General features: G+C 34.4%; 16 protein-coding genes. 3 read left to right on the top strand and 13 right to left on the bottom strand.

Annotated features, from left to right (window positions below; all coding sequences use genetic code 11):
- Positions 1–2: 2 nt before the first annotated feature.
- The 8 genes from LZQ00_RS05335 to LZQ00_RS05300 form a co-directional block, all read right to left on the bottom strand.
- Positions 3–1,292, bottom strand: a complete 1,290-nt coding sequence (locus LZQ00_RS05335) for an ABC transporter substrate-binding protein (RefSeq protein ID WP_234512577.1) — start codon at positions 1,290–1,292, stop codon at positions 3–5.
- On the bottom strand, positions 1,249–2,799 hold the full coding sequence (gene guaA, locus LZQ00_RS05330) for a glutamine-hydrolyzing GMP synthase (RefSeq protein WP_234512576.1): 1,551 nt from the start codon (positions 2,797–2,799) through the stop codon (positions 1,249–1,251). The genes LZQ00_RS05335 and guaA overlap by 44 nt, the downstream gene beginning before the upstream one ends.
- 199 nt (positions 2,800–2,998) lie before the next feature.
- A complete protein-coding gene (locus LZQ00_RS05325; RefSeq protein ID WP_234512575.1) occupies positions 2,999–4,270 on the bottom strand; it encodes a tetratricopeptide repeat protein in 1,272 nt (423 codons plus the stop codon).
- Between the two features lie 84 nt (positions 4,271–4,354).
- Positions 4,355–4,696, bottom strand: coding sequence for a hypothetical protein (locus tag LZQ00_RS05320; RefSeq protein ID WP_234512573.1), 342 nt, complete (start codon positions 4,694–4,696; stop codon positions 4,355–4,357).
- A complete protein-coding gene (locus tag LZQ00_RS05315) occupies positions 4,677–4,907 on the bottom strand; it encodes a hypothetical protein (protein WP_234512571.1) in 231 nt (76 codons plus the stop codon). The genes LZQ00_RS05320 and LZQ00_RS05315 overlap by 20 nt, the downstream gene beginning before the upstream one ends.
- A gap of 160 nt (positions 4,908–5,067) precedes the next feature.
- A complete protein-coding gene (pyrF, locus tag LZQ00_RS05310) occupies positions 5,068–5,904 on the bottom strand; it encodes an orotidine-5'-phosphate decarboxylase (protein WP_234512569.1) in 837 nt (278 codons plus the stop codon).
- A 16-nt stretch (positions 5,905–5,920) separates the two neighbouring features.
- Positions 5,921–6,505, bottom strand: a complete 585-nt coding sequence (locus LZQ00_RS05305; protein ID WP_234512567.1) for a TlpA family protein disulfide reductase — start codon at positions 6,503–6,505, stop codon at positions 5,921–5,923.
- 13 nt (positions 6,506–6,518) lie between these two features.
- Positions 6,519–7,262, bottom strand: a complete 744-nt coding sequence (locus tag LZQ00_RS05300; protein WP_234512565.1) for an RluA family pseudouridine synthase — start codon at positions 7,260–7,262, stop codon at positions 6,519–6,521.
- A gap of 125 nt (positions 7,263–7,387) precedes the next feature.
- Here LZQ00_RS05300 and panB point away from each other — a divergent pair, with 125 nt between their 5' ends.
- The 3 genes from panB (at position 7,388) to LZQ00_RS05285 (ending at position 9,093) form a co-directional block, all read left to right on the top strand.
- Positions 7,388–8,203, top strand: coding sequence for a 3-methyl-2-oxobutanoate hydroxymethyltransferase (gene panB / locus LZQ00_RS05295; RefSeq protein ID WP_234512563.1), 816 nt, complete (start codon positions 7,388–7,390; stop codon positions 8,201–8,203).
- A 13-nt stretch (positions 8,204–8,216) separates the two neighbouring features.
- Positions 8,217–8,825: a hypothetical protein gene (locus LZQ00_RS05290; RefSeq protein WP_234512562.1), complete on the top strand. Its 609-nt coding sequence runs from the start codon at positions 8,217–8,219 to the stop codon at positions 8,823–8,825.
- Positions 8,826–8,925: 100 nt separating this feature from the next.
- The gene (locus LZQ00_RS05285) at positions 8,926–9,093 is read left to right on the top strand and encodes a 30S ribosomal protein THX (protein ID WP_234512560.1); all 168 of its coding nucleotides are present in this window, start codon (positions 8,926–8,928) and stop codon (positions 9,091–9,093) included.
- A gap of 61 nt (positions 9,094–9,154) precedes the next feature.
- Here LZQ00_RS05285 and LZQ00_RS05280 read toward each other — a convergent pair whose 3' ends face one another.
- The 5 genes from LZQ00_RS05280 to LZQ00_RS05260 form a co-directional block, all read right to left on the bottom strand.
- Positions 9,155–9,358, bottom strand: a complete 204-nt coding sequence (locus LZQ00_RS05280; protein ID WP_234512558.1) for a YwbE family protein — start codon at positions 9,356–9,358, stop codon at positions 9,155–9,157.
- Positions 9,359–9,430: 72 nt separating this feature from the next.
- Positions 9,431–10,756, bottom strand: a complete 1,326-nt coding sequence (gene rseP / locus LZQ00_RS05275) for an RIP metalloprotease RseP (RefSeq protein ID WP_234512556.1) — start codon at positions 10,754–10,756, stop codon at positions 9,431–9,433.
- 22 nt (positions 10,757–10,778) lie between these two features.
- Positions 10,779–11,933, bottom strand: a complete 1,155-nt coding sequence (locus LZQ00_RS05270; protein WP_234512554.1) for a 1-deoxy-D-xylulose-5-phosphate reductoisomerase — start codon at positions 11,931–11,933, stop codon at positions 10,779–10,781.
- A 15-nt stretch (positions 11,934–11,948) separates the two neighbouring features.
- Positions 11,949–12,737, bottom strand: a complete 789-nt coding sequence (locus LZQ00_RS05265) for a beta-carotene 15,15'-monooxygenase (RefSeq protein ID WP_234512552.1) — start codon at positions 12,735–12,737, stop codon at positions 11,949–11,951.
- A gap of 154 nt (positions 12,738–12,891) precedes the next feature.
- Positions 12,892–15,021 (bottom strand): S9 family peptidase, encoded by a 2,130-nt coding sequence (locus LZQ00_RS05260; protein ID WP_234512550.1) that lies wholly within the window; start codon positions 15,019–15,021, stop codon positions 12,892–12,894.
- Between the last annotated feature and the right edge of the window lie 88 nt (positions 15,022–15,109).

The raw sequence follows: 15,109 nt of genomic DNA, 5'->3' as shown, positions 1-15,109 counted from the left end.
GCTTACTTGCTATCAAAACGATTATTATGGTAAACCATAAACCTAACCCCTCTATTTATGTATCCCCAGTTTGGAAAATAATCAAAACTGAATTCGTTATTTATTCCTGTATATGTTTCCTTCACCAAATATTGAGCAATATCTGACCCATATTTAGACAGGAGATTACCAAAATAAATTGCAGCATCATATCCTTTATAAGAAAAATCAGAGGGACTTACCGTAAATTTAGCTTTATAATTATTGTCAAATCTTCTAGTCTTTTCGGCATATTCGTCCACTAATGAAGAGGTCGTAACAGTCAACTCATAACTATCCATATTGGTATATTCATCAAAAGACAATTTTGCCCAATTGGGATGACCGTATAATTTAAATGCATAACCAGATTCAGAACTCTGTACATCCATATTTGCAAGCAAAGCTCTTATTTGGTTCTTATTCGTTGTTCCACAAACAAGATGATTAGTACCTGCAACCACTAGATTTTCATTTAGTTCTGCAATCGTAGTAACTACTTTAATCTGAACATTTTTATTATAACCTAATACTTCTGAAGTAAAATTATCTAAAAACTGTTTGCTATCTGCATCCTGTATATTGTAGACCAAAACAACATCACCGTAACCATATTGTTTCGACACGTACTTAGCCATCACTTCCGAATGAGTACGAATAGAGGGTGTTAAAGACACTAAATTTGGAATGGAGAAATCCGAAGCTAAACTCGCTGCTAAAGGAGAAATTTGAAGAATATTTTTGTCCTTAAAAGACTGAGCAAAAGCTTTAATTTCCTTTGGATAAACAGGTCCAACAATCAAATTAGCATTTTTAATAATTGAAGAGGTCGCTAAAGAAGCATTTCTAAAATTATCATCTTCAGAATCGACAACCTGAAGATTAAATTTACTTCCTTTTGCACCGAGTTCCTCTATCCCCAATTGAAAACCTTGATAAAAATCCAAAGCCAGAGCCGATCTTTTCACGTCTTCAGATGTTGGTCTATAGCCTGAGATATGGTTTAATTGAAATGGTAAAAGTAGTGCAATTGTCTTTTGCTTTTTCAGATTTTCACTCGCTTTTGCGGCATCCAATTTTTTAGTTTCTTCTGCTTTTTGAGTTGCAGAAGGCGCTCCAGTAGAAACCGTACCTTGCTCACCCTTTGTATAAGAAGGTGAGCGAAGTACGCCTTTTTTTTGTGTTGTACAGCTTGCCAGGCTTAATGCCAATGCTACTGCTAGAACAACCTTATTCCCACTCAATCGTTGCTGGTGGTTTAGAACTGATGTCATATACTACTCTATTAATTCCTTTAACATGGTTAATAATTTCATTTGAAATCTTAGCCAACAAGTCATAAGGTAAGTGAATCCAATCTGCAGTCATTCCATCCAATGAACCTACCGCACGTAAACTAACCACATGTTCATAAGTACGCTCATCTCCCATCACACCTACAGAACGAACGGGAAGAAAAATCGTGCCAGCTTGCCAAACTTTATCATACCATCCTGCCTCTTTTAGATTACGGATAAAAATATCATCTGCTTCTTGTACAATGCGAACGCGATCTTCCGTAATATCACCCAAAATACGAATCGCTAAACCAGGTCCAGGAAAAGGATGTCTTCCTAAAATAGCAGGATCAACACCTAACGTTTTTCCCACACGTCTTACCTCATCTTTAAATAAAGTTTTCAAGGGTTCTACCACTTTCAATTTCATGAAATCAGGTAAACCTCCAACATTGTGGTGTGATTTGATCGTTGCCGATGGACCCTTTACTGAAACGGATTCAATAATATCTGGATAGATCGTACCTTGACCTAACCATTTCGCTTCAACACCTTCTGGCAATTCTTTTTGAATCTCTTTCGCAGCTTCATCAAATACATCAATGAAAGAATTACCAATAATTTTACGTTTTTGCTCAGGTTCAGAAACACCAGCTAAACGACTAAAGAATAATTCTTTTGCGTTTATACCTTTGATGTTAAGTCCCATATTCTTATAGGAATCCAACACTTGTTCGAATTCATTTTTACGTAGTAAACCATGATCTACAAATATACAATGTAGATTTTTTCCTATCGCCTGATGTAATAAAACTGCAGCAACAGTAGAGTCCACTCCTCCTGACAAAGCCAAGATAACATGATCATCACCCAATTGTTCCTTTAAAGCAGCCACTGTTGTTTCAGCAAAAGCATCTGGTGTCCATGCTTGCTCACATCCACAAATATTGACAACAAAATTCTTCAATAGCACAACACCATCTGTACTATGCGTCACCTCTGGATGAAACTGAATACCATAAGTTCTCGTACCCACCACTTGATAAGCAGCAACGCGAACTTTATCTGTACTTGCTATAATTTCAAAATTAGCAGGAACTTCTTTTATTGTATCACCATGTGACATCCATACTTGAGATTGAACAGGTACACCTGTTAATAATTCATTCTCAGCATTCACAAATTGTAAATTAGCACGACCATATTCGCGAATCTCAGAAGGTAAAACTTCACCTCCAGATTGTTGAGCGATATATTGTGCACCATAACAAACTCCCAATAAAGGAAAACGCTCTTGAATTGATTTAAAATCTATTTGAGGAGCATCCTCTTGTCTTACTGAATAGGGACTTCCTGATAGGATAACACCTTTTACAGTTTCGTCAAATTCAGGCAGATTGTTGAAAGGATGAATTTCACAGTATACATTAAGTTCTCTTACACGACGCGCAATTAATTGCGTGTATTGCGAACCAAAGTCAAGAATTATAATTTTTTCTGGCATGCCGCAAAGGTACGCATTTGATATGAATTTATAGAATGGAAATTTGACTAAAATCAATTCAAAACACTGGATTCATCACAAAAACATCTATTATTTTTACAGTAATGAGATTATATAGAAGCCAGCTAAAAAGTATCAACTAACCTTTTGATTTATTGCCACTAAACTTTTCAAAACGTTCACTCTATATCCTCCCTATTTAAAATAGTTTTTCCCAAGCCGATTTAAACTTTGAAGAGAACTTATAATCTTCTTTCTCTAGCGTTTGTAATAGATTTTTGTTTAATTGGTAACTCGTTTTTGTCTTGATGTCTTTAACGATCTCTTCAGATTTAGACTCTTTTCCATCCAAATGATACAAGGTCGCGAGACCTACTAAAACATCTATCTCCGAGGGATCTAAAACAAGCGCACGCTCAAACATTTCAATTGATTTCGGGATTTGATTCAATTCAAATAAAGCATAAGCATAATTACCAAGCACAACTCGTTGTTTTGGACTTTTTTGTAAAACCAAATCATAATATTCAGCTGCTTTTGAATAATTATTAAGAACATCGTAGGTCAGCGCTAATGATGCATATATATCTAAATCCGAATTACCTAAACTAATAACTTTCAACAAATCATTTTGAGCTTCCTGATATTTCTTTAAATCAAAAAGAATAGAATATCTATTTTCATAATAAACAGGATTGTCATTATCCAATTCAATAGCTTTATCCAAATCTTTCTTTGCTGGTAATAATTTCTCCAGATCTTGAAAAATCAAGCCCCTATTATTATAGTACATAGCGGCCTCAGGAGAATTTTCAATTGCTTTGCTCAGAAGTTCAACCGCTTTTAAATTATCCTTTTTGCGTTGATAAGCCAATGCTCCATAAAAATAAACATCTGCGATATAGTGAGGCTCTTCAATATCTTCTCCACTTTTAACACTATTCTCAAAAAGCTCAAACACATTTATCATGTCATCATCCTTACGCATTTCATTAAGTAATTTCAGAAAATTGTTAAAATACCGCGCATTATCTTGTTTGAGTTGGATCATCTTTTGATAATCGGATCTCGCTAATTCTGGTTTCAAATCAAAATAATAGGTATTTCCACGAATATCATAAAAAGAATGATATTCAGCATCCAATTCAAGTCCTTTAGTTGCTGTTGTAATGATATCCGCATTTCTCTTTAAGCCAATCAGAATGTAACATTTTACCTGATAATATGCCACATTCCCTTTATCTTTAGCGATAAGTTTATTGATAACTTTTAGGGCTTCCTCATACTTTTCCGCCTTGTAAAGATCCCATGCGACTTGGTATGAGTCATCGCTAGAATTACTTAGAGAGCTTACTTCTGGCACTACAACTTCCGCTGTCGTGGCGACATTAGCTTCTTTCTCTTGTGCAGATAGTACATGGCTTGCCGTTAACAGACAAGTCAATAGCAGTACATTTATTGTTTTAATCATCTGTAGTATTCTTATAATAAGTTATTCTTAAATATACGATACCCGCTCTGGGAATAATCAACTTTATTCATTCCACATTCGAAATTATTTATAATGTTCATAAAATTTATTGCTGAAAATCTCACTAGGATCATATTTCAGTTTCTGTTTAAAAAACAAATCAGCTTGCGGATAAGCTTTCCTCATTTTATCCTTATCAATATGTAAGCGATAAGGCAAATAAAATGTTCCATCATTTTTTAATACTTGATCCAGAATCTGGTTTGTTAGTATTTTCATTTCCTGCTCCTGCTTTTTCGTTTTCTTTTGATTAAATAAGAATACAAATCCAAACATATCTTCTTTTGCATAATTCATGAAGCTATCATTATCCTGATTTACAACACGAATGGTTATATTTAAAAGGTCAATAGGCGTTTCTCTCAAATTGTTTAATTTCCTCTTTATTTTCTGGAACCTGTATAATAGTATCTACTTTTGTTAAATTCAGTTGACTAGCATCATTCGTATAGCCATAAGGTATTTCCGAATGATGATCATCTTCATTCCACTTTGTTTTCAAAACATGAAAAACAGGAATAGAAATGAAAATCACGATGATTAATACAAGAAGAATCCAACTATTTTTTCTTTTCATTATTTTCATTTACATTATATCTGTGTGGTATACAACATCCACTCTGCCAACATAATTTTAACTCTAGTTACTAAAAATTTCTCAAAATATAAAATTTGTGACAAAAAAAAGCTTCATATATTTCGACATGAAGCTTTTCAGTATATTTTAATGGATCAATCTAGTTGATAATTCCAGCTTTAATTAATTCAGCTTCCATTTCCTTTTGCAATTTCAGAGCTTCTTCTCGTGCTTTTTCAGCAAAATCGAGCCCATTAGAAGCATAAATTATTCCACGCGTACTATTCACTAAAAGACCACAATCTTTGTTCATTCCGTACTGACAAACATCTTGAAGAGAACCACCTTGAGCACCAACTCCAGGTACCAATAGAAAATGTTCTGGTGCATGTTCACGGATTTTGATGAATCCCTCTCCACGGGTGGCCCCCACTACGTACATCAAATTTTCGATCGTTCCCCAGGTATTTACCTTATCAATCACCTGTTCAAATAATTGTGTCCCTGAAGCATTTTCAAAATTCTGAAAGTCCAAACTTCCTTGATTAGAGGTCAATGCCAATACAATCGCCCATTTTCCTTCAAAATCCAAAAAAGGAGTTACAGAATCATTTCCCATGTAAGGAGCAATAGTAATCGAATCAAAACCTAATCCGGATTGCTTCTCATCAAAAAAGGCCTGAGCATACATTTTTGATGTATTTCCAATATCCCCACGCTTGGCGTCCGCAATACTCAAGCAATCTTTAGGCAAAGCAGCCCAAGTTTTCTGTAGTGATTGCCACCCTTTAACTCCATAGCTTTCATAAAAAGCGATATTGGGCTTATAAGCAACACATAAATCTGCTGTAGCATCAATAATTGCTTTGTTAAAAGCATAAATTGGATCTTCCTCAGCCAATAAATGTTCAGGTATTTTCGTGATATCTGTATCCAAGCCAACACAAAGAAATGTCTTCTTTATTTTGATCTGTTGAATAAGTTCTGCTCTTGTCATACTGATTATTGTCTTCTTACTTTTTTGTTAATTCAATAATAAAATCGAAAACCTCTTGACGGGAATAGTCTGCTAAGCCTTCGTGTTTAGCTGCAATTTCCCCATACTTGTTTATCATTAATGTTGTAGGTATTGAACCACCTAACCAATCTTGAGGAATTTCAGAATTTGGATAGTATACCGGTAAGTTCAATTTCTTTTCCTGCATAAAAGCTTTTGCCTTTTCTGCCTCTCCTTCGATTTCTACAATAAGAAAAACAACATCTTTATTATCTTTCAATTTTTCATATAAAGTTCCAATGGAAGGCATCTCAGCAACACAAGGAGGACACCATGTCGCCCAAAAATTAATAAATACAACTTTTCCCTTCAAATCATCCATATGGACAATCTCTCCTTTATCATTTTTAAAAGAAATTGCTTTTGCAGTAGGTACAACTTTTTTTAAATCAGCCTCTTTAGGTTTTTCGAGTGAAGGTTTAAATAAACCAATCTTCATTAAACCTTGTTGAAAATAAGCTCTACTAGTTGGCCAAATCAATAACAAAATAAGCACCACAAATAAAGAATTTCCTATTATTTTTTTCGTTTTTGGAGTCATGTCTTACAAAATTTTAAGAATCAAATTTTTCCAATTGCTTTAATAAAGTAGCAAAATCTTTTGGATAAGGGGCTTCAAATTCATACTTCTTACCATCTATTGTAAAATCCACATATTTGGAGTGAAGAGCAAAACGTTTCATAATCGGTTGTTCTTCCTCATTTTTAGACATGGTAAATCCACGTTTTTTGATCTGCGATAAATACACAGGTTTTCCACGATACATATCATCTCCCACGATAGCAGCATGTTGAGTTGCTAAGTGAATACGTATCTGATGCATACGACCAGTAATCGGTTTACATTCGACTAATGTAAAATGATTAAAATATCGAATTGAATTAAAAATTGTTACCGCAGCTTTACCATTTGTACGATCAATAGATACATTTTTATTGCCCTGATTTAAAATTGGAAGATCAACCTTAAGATCTGTAAAAGTATGTGTGCCTCCAATTATGGCATGGTAAGTTTTATTGACCCGACGTTTTTCAAATTCAATAGATACAGCACGATAAGTTTCTGGATTTTTCGCAATCAGCAACAAACCTGAAGTTTCCTTATCTAACCGATGACAAATTTGAGCGTCAGCATAATATTTTTTTGCCAATCGTAAAACATTAACCTCTCCTCCCTCTCGTTCATCCAAAGATGCCACAAAAGGCGGTTTATTGATGACAATCAAGTTATCATCTTCAAAAACAATTAGATCAGAAAATTTCGGAAATTTAAATAAGCGAGTTTCGTTTTCTCTCATCCTACAAAAATAATAAAATCAAAACAATTTAGCCTCCAAATTAGCAAACTATCATTTTTAAATCGATAATTAATGACCTTAATTCAACGAATTTCTCTAATTTTGACTAATTAAATAAATCAGTAATGTCTGTAAACAAAGAAATAAAACGTATCACAACAGTACAAGTACAGGAGATGAAACATCGTCAAGAAAAAATAGCGATGTTAACGGGTTATGATTTCACAATGGCAAAAGCACTTGACGAAGGTGGAATCGACATTATTTTAGTCGGAGATTCTGCTGCCAATGTATTTGCAGGTTATGAAACCACATTACCTATCACATTGGACCAAATGATTTATCATGCTGCATCTGTTGTCCGAGGTACAAATAGAGCTATGGTTTTAGTAGATCTTCCATTTGGTGAATACCAAGGCAGTGTTGACCAAGCATACCAATCTGCAGTACGTGTCATGAAAGAATCTGGAGCACATGCATTGAAATTGGAAGGTGGACTCGAAATTATAGATAACATCAAAAAAATTATAAATGCAGGTATTCCCGTTTGTGGTCATCTGGGATTAACCCCACAAGCCATTAACAAATTTGGTAGTTTTGGCGTACGCGCAAAAGAAGAGACGGAAGCCGAAAAACTAAAAGCAGATGCCTTAGCTCTTCAAGAAGCAGGATGTTTTGCAATTGTATTGGAAAAAATTCCAGCGACACTAACAGCAGAAGTAACTGCCTCTTTACACATCCCAATCATTGGTATTGGAGCAGGTCACGATTGTGATGGACAAGTGCTTGTGGTAAATGATATGTTAGGAATGACAAAGGGGTTTAAACCAAAATTCTTAAGACAGTATGCCAACTTGTATCAAGGAATAACGGATGCAGTTGGACAATATGTAGCTGATGTGAAAGCTATAAGCTATCCAAATGATGACGAACAATATTAGTAAATAAGCTATCATGACCAAAATTATTTTAATAGCTGGACTGCTTCTTTTTTTATTATACTTCATCAGTAAAAAACTAAAAGCAACATTTACAGAAAGCAATAGTCCAGCTATTATTGTAAAAAATGGTTATCAAAAAATAGATACGACAAAGGTCATCATTGCAGATACTTCTCAAAAAGTACTGAAAAATGCTGGAATAGGATTTGTTCTGCTGATTATTATGTTGGCGCTAATTGTCAAAGTTAAAATATTACTATTTCTACTCCCTATAGCTATTTATATGATTGGCTATCTATTTCTATTTACCAATCATTTAAAAAGGACAAAAAATCAAGTGATTTGGTACAATCAACAAAATAATGAGGTTATCGTTGAATCTCTCACAAAAGAACCCTATCGATTTAATATCTTAAAAGATGTAAGAATGGTTCAACAAGTTGAATCTATACAACATACGAAAGGACTATTATTTGGTTATTTTAGATTGAAAACTAAAGACGAAATCATTGAAATACCGTATTTGATATGGGAAAATCTTCCCAATAATGAGACCTTTTTTAATACTTTAAAAAGTAATTTTAAGATCGACATACAGAAAAAAATATTTCCTACACTATAATATTCGACTTGAAATTTAATTTTAATTTTTTTAAATTAGAATATTCGGCGGTAAAAAAGTCGAATAAAATATTTTATCACTAAATTTTATATCTTTCAATATGGGAAAAGGCGATATCAAAAGTAAAAAAGGAAAAATTGCAAATGGATCTTATGGTAACAGGCGTCCACAAGAAAAACCAAAGGTAGAAATTGCTGCGAAACCAGCTCGGGTTGCGAAAGAAAAACCTCCAAAAACAGAAAAGCCAAAAGCGAAGGCTAAAAAATAATTACATAAAAAAGCTCTTATTTTTAGAAATAAGAGCTTTTTTATGTAATTAAGGCTACCCGTTAAAAGTCATCCTCAATAATCTCTGCTACGCGACCTATTTGCCCGTCCATCAAGCGAACTTTTATTCCTCTGTGATGATAAGCAGCGGAGGTTAATAAATCCTTTACGATACCCTCTGTAAGTTCACCTGAACGTTGATCTTTCTTCAGAATAATATGAACCAACATCCCTGGTTTAATAGCTGCTCTTGTTTTTCCATCCATAACACAAATATCTAAAAATAAACAAGGTCTTACAAATTCTGCAAGACCTTATCCAATATCTTTTATTTTATATTATTTAAATAATTTAAAAATATCATTCCCAAAAATAAAGACCATCAAAGCAAGCAGAATGAAGAAGCCAACCATTTGTGCTTTCTCCAAAAATTTCTCACTTAATGGTTTTCCTTGAATCATCTCAATCAATAAGAAAACAACGTGACCACCGTCTAATGCTGGAATAGGCAATAAATTCATAAATGCCAAAGCCATTGACAACATCCCTACTAATGACCAAAATCTTACCCAGTCAACTTCAGTTCCAAATAATTGCGCAATACCTACTGGTCCTGAAAGCGCTTTATCTGCCCGTATTTCTCCTTTGAAAATTTTACCAAAACCTTTTGCATTGTCCGTAATTACAGTAAAAGCTCTCTTCGCACCCAAAGGTAAAGATTCCAACAGTCCGTATTGCACGGTAAAGGTTTTAATAGAATAATCTGGATTAACGTTAAAACCTAAGATAGCATCAGCTGGAACTGTACCTTTCAGCGTTTGCTCTTGTCCATTGCGAATAAGTTTTAATTCGACAGTCTTACCAACCTTCGTTTTTAATTGATCCTTTAATTGATCAAAGAAGCTTATCGGCATATTATCAACAGCAATAATACTATCTCCTTTAACAAGCCCCATCTTCACGGCCTCAGATCCTGGCTGAGTTGCAGCAAGACCAGTCATCCGCATACGAGGTTCGATAAACTTTTCATCTTTTTTATCAGCAATGGTATTCAGGATATCAGCAGGAACATGAATTTTAGTCTCTGCACCCGCACGGTTAACAGTTAAATCAACACCACCCATTAACAATTTCGAACTGATTAAATCTGAATAATTCTCGATTTTTGTCCCATCTATAGCTAAAATTCGGTCACCTGTTTGTAGACCTATAGATTTACCTATTTCACCAGGAACGATTCCATTTACCAACTGATCGATTTTAATATCTGTAGTTCCCATTTTGAATAGTAACATCCAAAAGACAACCACTCCCACGATCACGTTAACAATGATACCACCAAGCATCACGATCAAACGTTGCCAAGCTGGTTTTGAACGGAATTCCCATTCTTGAGGTTCGCCTTTCAATTGCTCGGTATCCATTGACTCATCAATCATACCTGCAATTTTAACATAGCCACCTAATGGCAACCAACCAATACCATACTCACATCCTTTATAATTGAACTTAAATAACTTTACACCCCAAGCATCAAAAAATAAATAAAACTTTTCTACTTTGATTCCAAAAGCTCGTGCCGCTAAAAAGTGTCCCAGCTCATGTAACACAATTAAAATTGACAAGCCTAAAATCACTTGTCCGACCATAATTAAAACACCCATGTATCTTCTTCTATAATTTTACTTAATTGATTATTTCTTTTGCAATCCTCCTTGCCATATAATCGGTCTCAATATAATCATCTAGACTTGGTCTTGCAAGATAATTTACTTTTGCTAATACCTCTTCGATCACATCACTCATACCTAAAAAGCTAATCTTATCCTTCAAGAAAGAATCAACAACAATCTCATTAGCAGCATTTAAAACACATGCACAGTTACCTTTTTTTCGCAAAGAATCATAGGCTAAAGCCAGATTTTTGAAAGTTTCCAAATCTGGCTTTTCAAATGTCAATTGTGGGTAATCCAAGAAATTGAAACGCTCAAAACTATTTTGTAAACGATTTGGATAAGTCAGTGCATATTGTATGGGTAATTTCATATCGGGTAATCCCAATTGTGCTTTCATTGATCCATCTTGAAATTGGACAAGTGAATGTACAATCGATTGGGGATGCACAATAACATCAACTTGATCAACCTCTAAATCAAATAACCATTTTGCTTCAATAACCTCTAAACCTTTATTCATTAAAGAAGCAGAATCGATTGTAATCTTTGCTCCCATTACCCAGTTCGGATGTTTTAAGGCATGCTCTTTTTTAACTGTTGCTAATAAAGAACGATTCATTCCTCGAAAAGGACCTCCTGAAGCCGTTATATATATTTTTTCAATCGGATTTGTCTCTTCCCCTGCCAGGCATTGAAAGATAGCCGAATGCTCCGAATCAACAGGTAACATCTTCACCTGATATTTTCTCGCCAAATCCATCACCAATTCTCCAGCAACAACCAAAGTCTCTTTATTAGCAAGAGCAATATCTTTCCCAGAGGCAATAGCTTTTACAGTTGGGCGTAATCCAGCAGCTCCGACTATGGCATTTAAAACCATGGCAATCTCTTCAAATTGCACCACCTCTTCCAACGCGTCCATACCACTATAAACCGAAATTGAGGTATGATGTAATTTAGACTTTACAAAATCAGATTGCGCAGTATCGGTAATCACAACTGCTTTAGGAGAGAATTCTAAGGCCTGTGCGACTAACAGTTCCGCATTTGAACCACAAGTCAATACAACAACCTTAAAACGATCAGGAAAAGCTCTAACCACATCTAAGGTTTGTGTACCAATACTACCCGTCGAACCTAAAACAGCAATTCCCTTTATGTTCAAAATCAAAATTCTTTATTAAAAAATATTACTTAAAATTTCGGGATCTTCACTCCCTTTGTATTCTTGCACCATATCTCGATAAGCAACTGTATAAACGACAGAGGTTAAAGGAATGATCAAGAACGAATTTATTAAGCTAAATATAATCGCCATAATGGAATAATCCATATAAACCCAATAAATATTCAAGACACTCACAAACGCCAGACTCAGCAAAATTAAAAATAAACGTATGACATTTCCTTTTGTAATTGCCAGGCTCCAACGCAAGGATTTAGTTACATTCGTACCCTTATCAATAATAAAAAACGGGAAAAATGAGATTCGAAGTAAAATAAAGAATGACAAAACCGCTCCTACATTTGGTACGATCTCAAATGATACTACTTCTGTATCGATACCCATATAAATAAGTGGAAAGCAAACAATCATTGAAAAAACAAGAATCAATATAGAAGCTAAAGTGAATAACACTATTCCTCCTAAAAAAGAAGCCAATTCTGTCCAAGAAGGCCAAGTTTGAACAAATCCTACATGTTCTTTATGATCTAATAAATTCAAAATATATTTAAACAAGAAGAGCTGTAATCCAAGCAAACTAATGGCAAAAAGTAACATTAAAGGAATTTTAACGAGAAAGCTGGACATTTCCAAATAAAAAGTCAATTCATGTGCGATTACAAACAGCAAAAAAATCGACAATAATAAACCTCCAATCGAAAAATAGTGACCTTTTAAGATATTTATTGACTTACTTAAAACATCATTAACAGCAAAAGTGCTCTCCTTGAGAAACTGAATCATTGAAATAAAAAATAGATTGTACAAAGATGATATATTTTTTGGTTATCAACAATTTATGCACCCAATATTTCTACTTTTTTACAGACAAAAGACGACAATATAAAAAAGCCTTCTCAAATAATCATTGAGAAGACTTTTTTATATTTATGTTGGATTATTTCAATTCCTTAGGAACGGGTTTTTCTAACAAATACTGATAATAAAAACGCACACGTTCTTTAAAGTCATATGCACTTTTGGATCTTTCAAATCCATGTCTACTACCTGGATAAATCATTAACTCAAAAGGAACTGCACGATTCGTCAACGAATCTACCAATTGTATAGTATTTTGCAAATGTACATTATCATCCATATCGCCATGCATAATTCTTAACACACCTTTATAGTTGTTGGCATACGTCAGTACTGAGCCATTCTTATATCCTTCCGGATTATCTTTAGGAGTATCCATCCAACGCTCTGTATAATGGCTATCATACAAATCCCATGAAGTTACAGGAGCACCTGCAATACCAAAATCAAATACATCTGCCGCTTTCGTCATAGCCAAACAAGTCATATAACCACCATAGCTATGCCCTGTAATTAGAAACTTATGTTTCGCTACCCAAGATTTTGCTTTGAACCATTTAGCAATGGTGGAATAATCAATGATTTCCCAATGACCTAAATTGCGATGCATATTTGCTACCCCTTCTTTACCAAATTGCCCTGAAGCACGATGATCAGCAGTTACTTGGATAATCCCTTCATTCGCCCAATATTGACTTCTTGTACCTTTCCAAGTATCCTTTACAGTACCCGCATCAGGACCTCCATAAATACTGAAAATAACTGGATATTCTTTTGTCTCATCAAAATCAGTTGGATAAGTGACAATAATTGGCAAATCATATTTACCATCATCAGATTTAATAGTAAAATAGGTGGTTTTACCAAACTTATAGTCATTAAAATCAGCTGATTTACTATCCGCTAACTCTTTTAAAACTTTACCCTTATTATCCACTAATGCGATTTTATTTGGCGTGCTTACATTGGAATAATTGGTAATAAAATATTGACCATTAGGAGAGACTTTTACATCATGAGAATAATCTCCAAAAGTTAATCTTTTCATATTCTTCCCCGAAAAATCAACACGGTACAAGTCATATCGAGTCGAATTTTCTTTACGAGCCATGAAATAAACCACCTTTGCCTGCTCATCAATATATTCCAAAGAAGTCACTTGCCAAGCCCCAGAAGTAATCGGGTTTAACAGTTTCCCATCTAATGTATACAGATAATAGTGTGCCCATCCCGTCTTATCAGACTTCAATATGTAATGTTTATTATCGGCCAAATAAGTAATCCGTTCATCATGATCCAAGTTGATCCAAGAATCTTGTTTCTCATCATAAATTTCCTTCTTCGAACCGGAATTTGGATCCACCTGATAAAATTTTAAATTATTCTGATCACGATTCATCCATTGCACCATAATATTTTTACTATCAAAACTCCAATAAGGCTGACCAAAATATTGATCATCCTTTTCATTAAAATCTGACCACGTAACTTGACCACCAGTTGTATTCACAAATCCTACCTTCACTTCAGGATTTGGATCTCCAGCTTTAGGATAGCGCGTTTCTTCCAGATAACCATGTTGTCCTTTGGATACATAAATTGGGAACATAGGTACCTTAGTATCATCAAAACGCATAAAAGCCAATTTCTTACTATCCGGAGACCACCAAAAAGCTTTATAATTTGTAACTCTACCTAAAATTTCTTCGTAGTATACCCAAGAAGACCAACCATTATAGATCACATCAGTTCCATCGTTTGTATACCTAATTTCTTTTCCTGATCCTAAATCAACAGCATATAAATCACTTTTTCGCGTAAATGCAACGAATTTACCATCGGGCGAAAGTGTTGGATTTTGTTCTGCCACATCAGGTGAGTTGGTTAATTGTTTCTCTGCCTGATTACCATCCTGAATAAATATATCATTCTTTGAAACATATACTTTAATCGAAGATTTAGCTGGAGCTACATACAATTCACGCTTACCGGTTTTTACATCGACTTGGTAAGTCTTATTATCTTTCGCATCCAGTTCTAAATAAGCGGTATTATTTGCCCAGCCCTGATAGCTGTTGATGCTTTGTGTTAATGAATTTTTATTTCCCCAGGATTGATCAAAATCCAATCGTTTTTGTTGTGCTTGAATGGGGGATTCTGAAACCAGAATAAAAGCCGTCAGACTAAGTGCTGTTATTAATTTATTCATTTAAATATCAAGATTATTTAAGTTTGTGTACGAATATAGGAAATTGGCCTTATTTATAAGAAATTTAGCTTGTAACAAGCTTATTGAA

It is taken from the genome of Sphingobacterium sp. SRCM116780 (assembly GCF_021442025.1).
Classification (GTDB): Bacteria; Bacteroidota; Bacteroidia; order Sphingobacteriales; family Sphingobacteriaceae; genus Sphingobacterium.
This window is presented reverse-complemented; position numbering and strand designations above follow the sequence as displayed.

Bases quoted from the DNA above. Each gene is read 5' to 3' on its own strand.
- LZQ00_RS05335 (WP_234512577.1), bottom strand. From the start codon at position 1,292: ATGACATCAGTTCTAAACCACCAGCAACGATTGAGTGGGAATAAGGTT.
- guaA (WP_234512576.1), bottom strand. From the start codon at position 2,799: ATGCCAGAAAAAATTATAATTCTTGACTTTGGTTCGCAATACACGCAA.
- LZQ00_RS05325 (WP_234512575.1), bottom strand. From the start codon at position 4,270: ATGATTAAAACAATAAATGTACTGCTATTGACTTGTCTGTTAACGGCA.
- LZQ00_RS05315 (WP_234512571.1), bottom strand. From the start codon at position 4,907: ATGAAAAGAAAAAATAGTTGGATTCTTCTTGTATTAATCATCGTGATT.
- pyrF (WP_234512569.1), bottom strand. From the start codon at position 5,904: ATGACAAGAGCAGAACTTATTCAACAGATCAAAATAAAGAAGACATTT.
- LZQ00_RS05305 (WP_234512567.1), bottom strand. From the start codon at position 6,505: ATGACTCCAAAAACGAAAAAAATAATAGGAAATTCTTTATTTGTGGTG.
- LZQ00_RS05300 (WP_234512565.1), bottom strand. From the start codon at position 7,262: ATGAGAGAAAACGAAACTCGCTTATTTAAATTTCCGAAATTTTCTGAT.
- panB (WP_234512563.1), top strand. From the start codon at position 7,388: ATGTCTGTAAACAAAGAAATAAAACGTATCACAACAGTACAAGTACAG.
- LZQ00_RS05290 (WP_234512562.1), top strand. From the start codon at position 8,217: ATGACCAAAATTATTTTAATAGCTGGACTGCTTCTTTTTTTATTATAC.
- LZQ00_RS05285 (WP_234512560.1), top strand. From the start codon at position 8,926: ATGGGAAAAGGCGATATCAAAAGTAAAAAAGGAAAAATTGCAAATGGA.
- LZQ00_RS05280 (WP_234512558.1), bottom strand. From the start codon at position 9,358: ATGGATGGAAAAACAAGAGCAGCTATTAAACCAGGGATGTTGGTTCAT.
- rseP (WP_234512556.1), bottom strand. From the start codon at position 10,756: ATGGGTGTTTTAATTATGGTCGGACAAGTGATTTTAGGCTTGTCAATT.
- LZQ00_RS05265 (WP_234512552.1), bottom strand. From the start codon at position 12,737: ATGATTCAGTTTCTCAAGGAGAGCACTTTTGCTGTTAATGATGTTTTA.
- LZQ00_RS05260 (WP_234512550.1), bottom strand. From the start codon at position 15,021: ATGAATAAATTAATAACAGCACTTAGTCTGACGGCTTTTATTCTGGTT.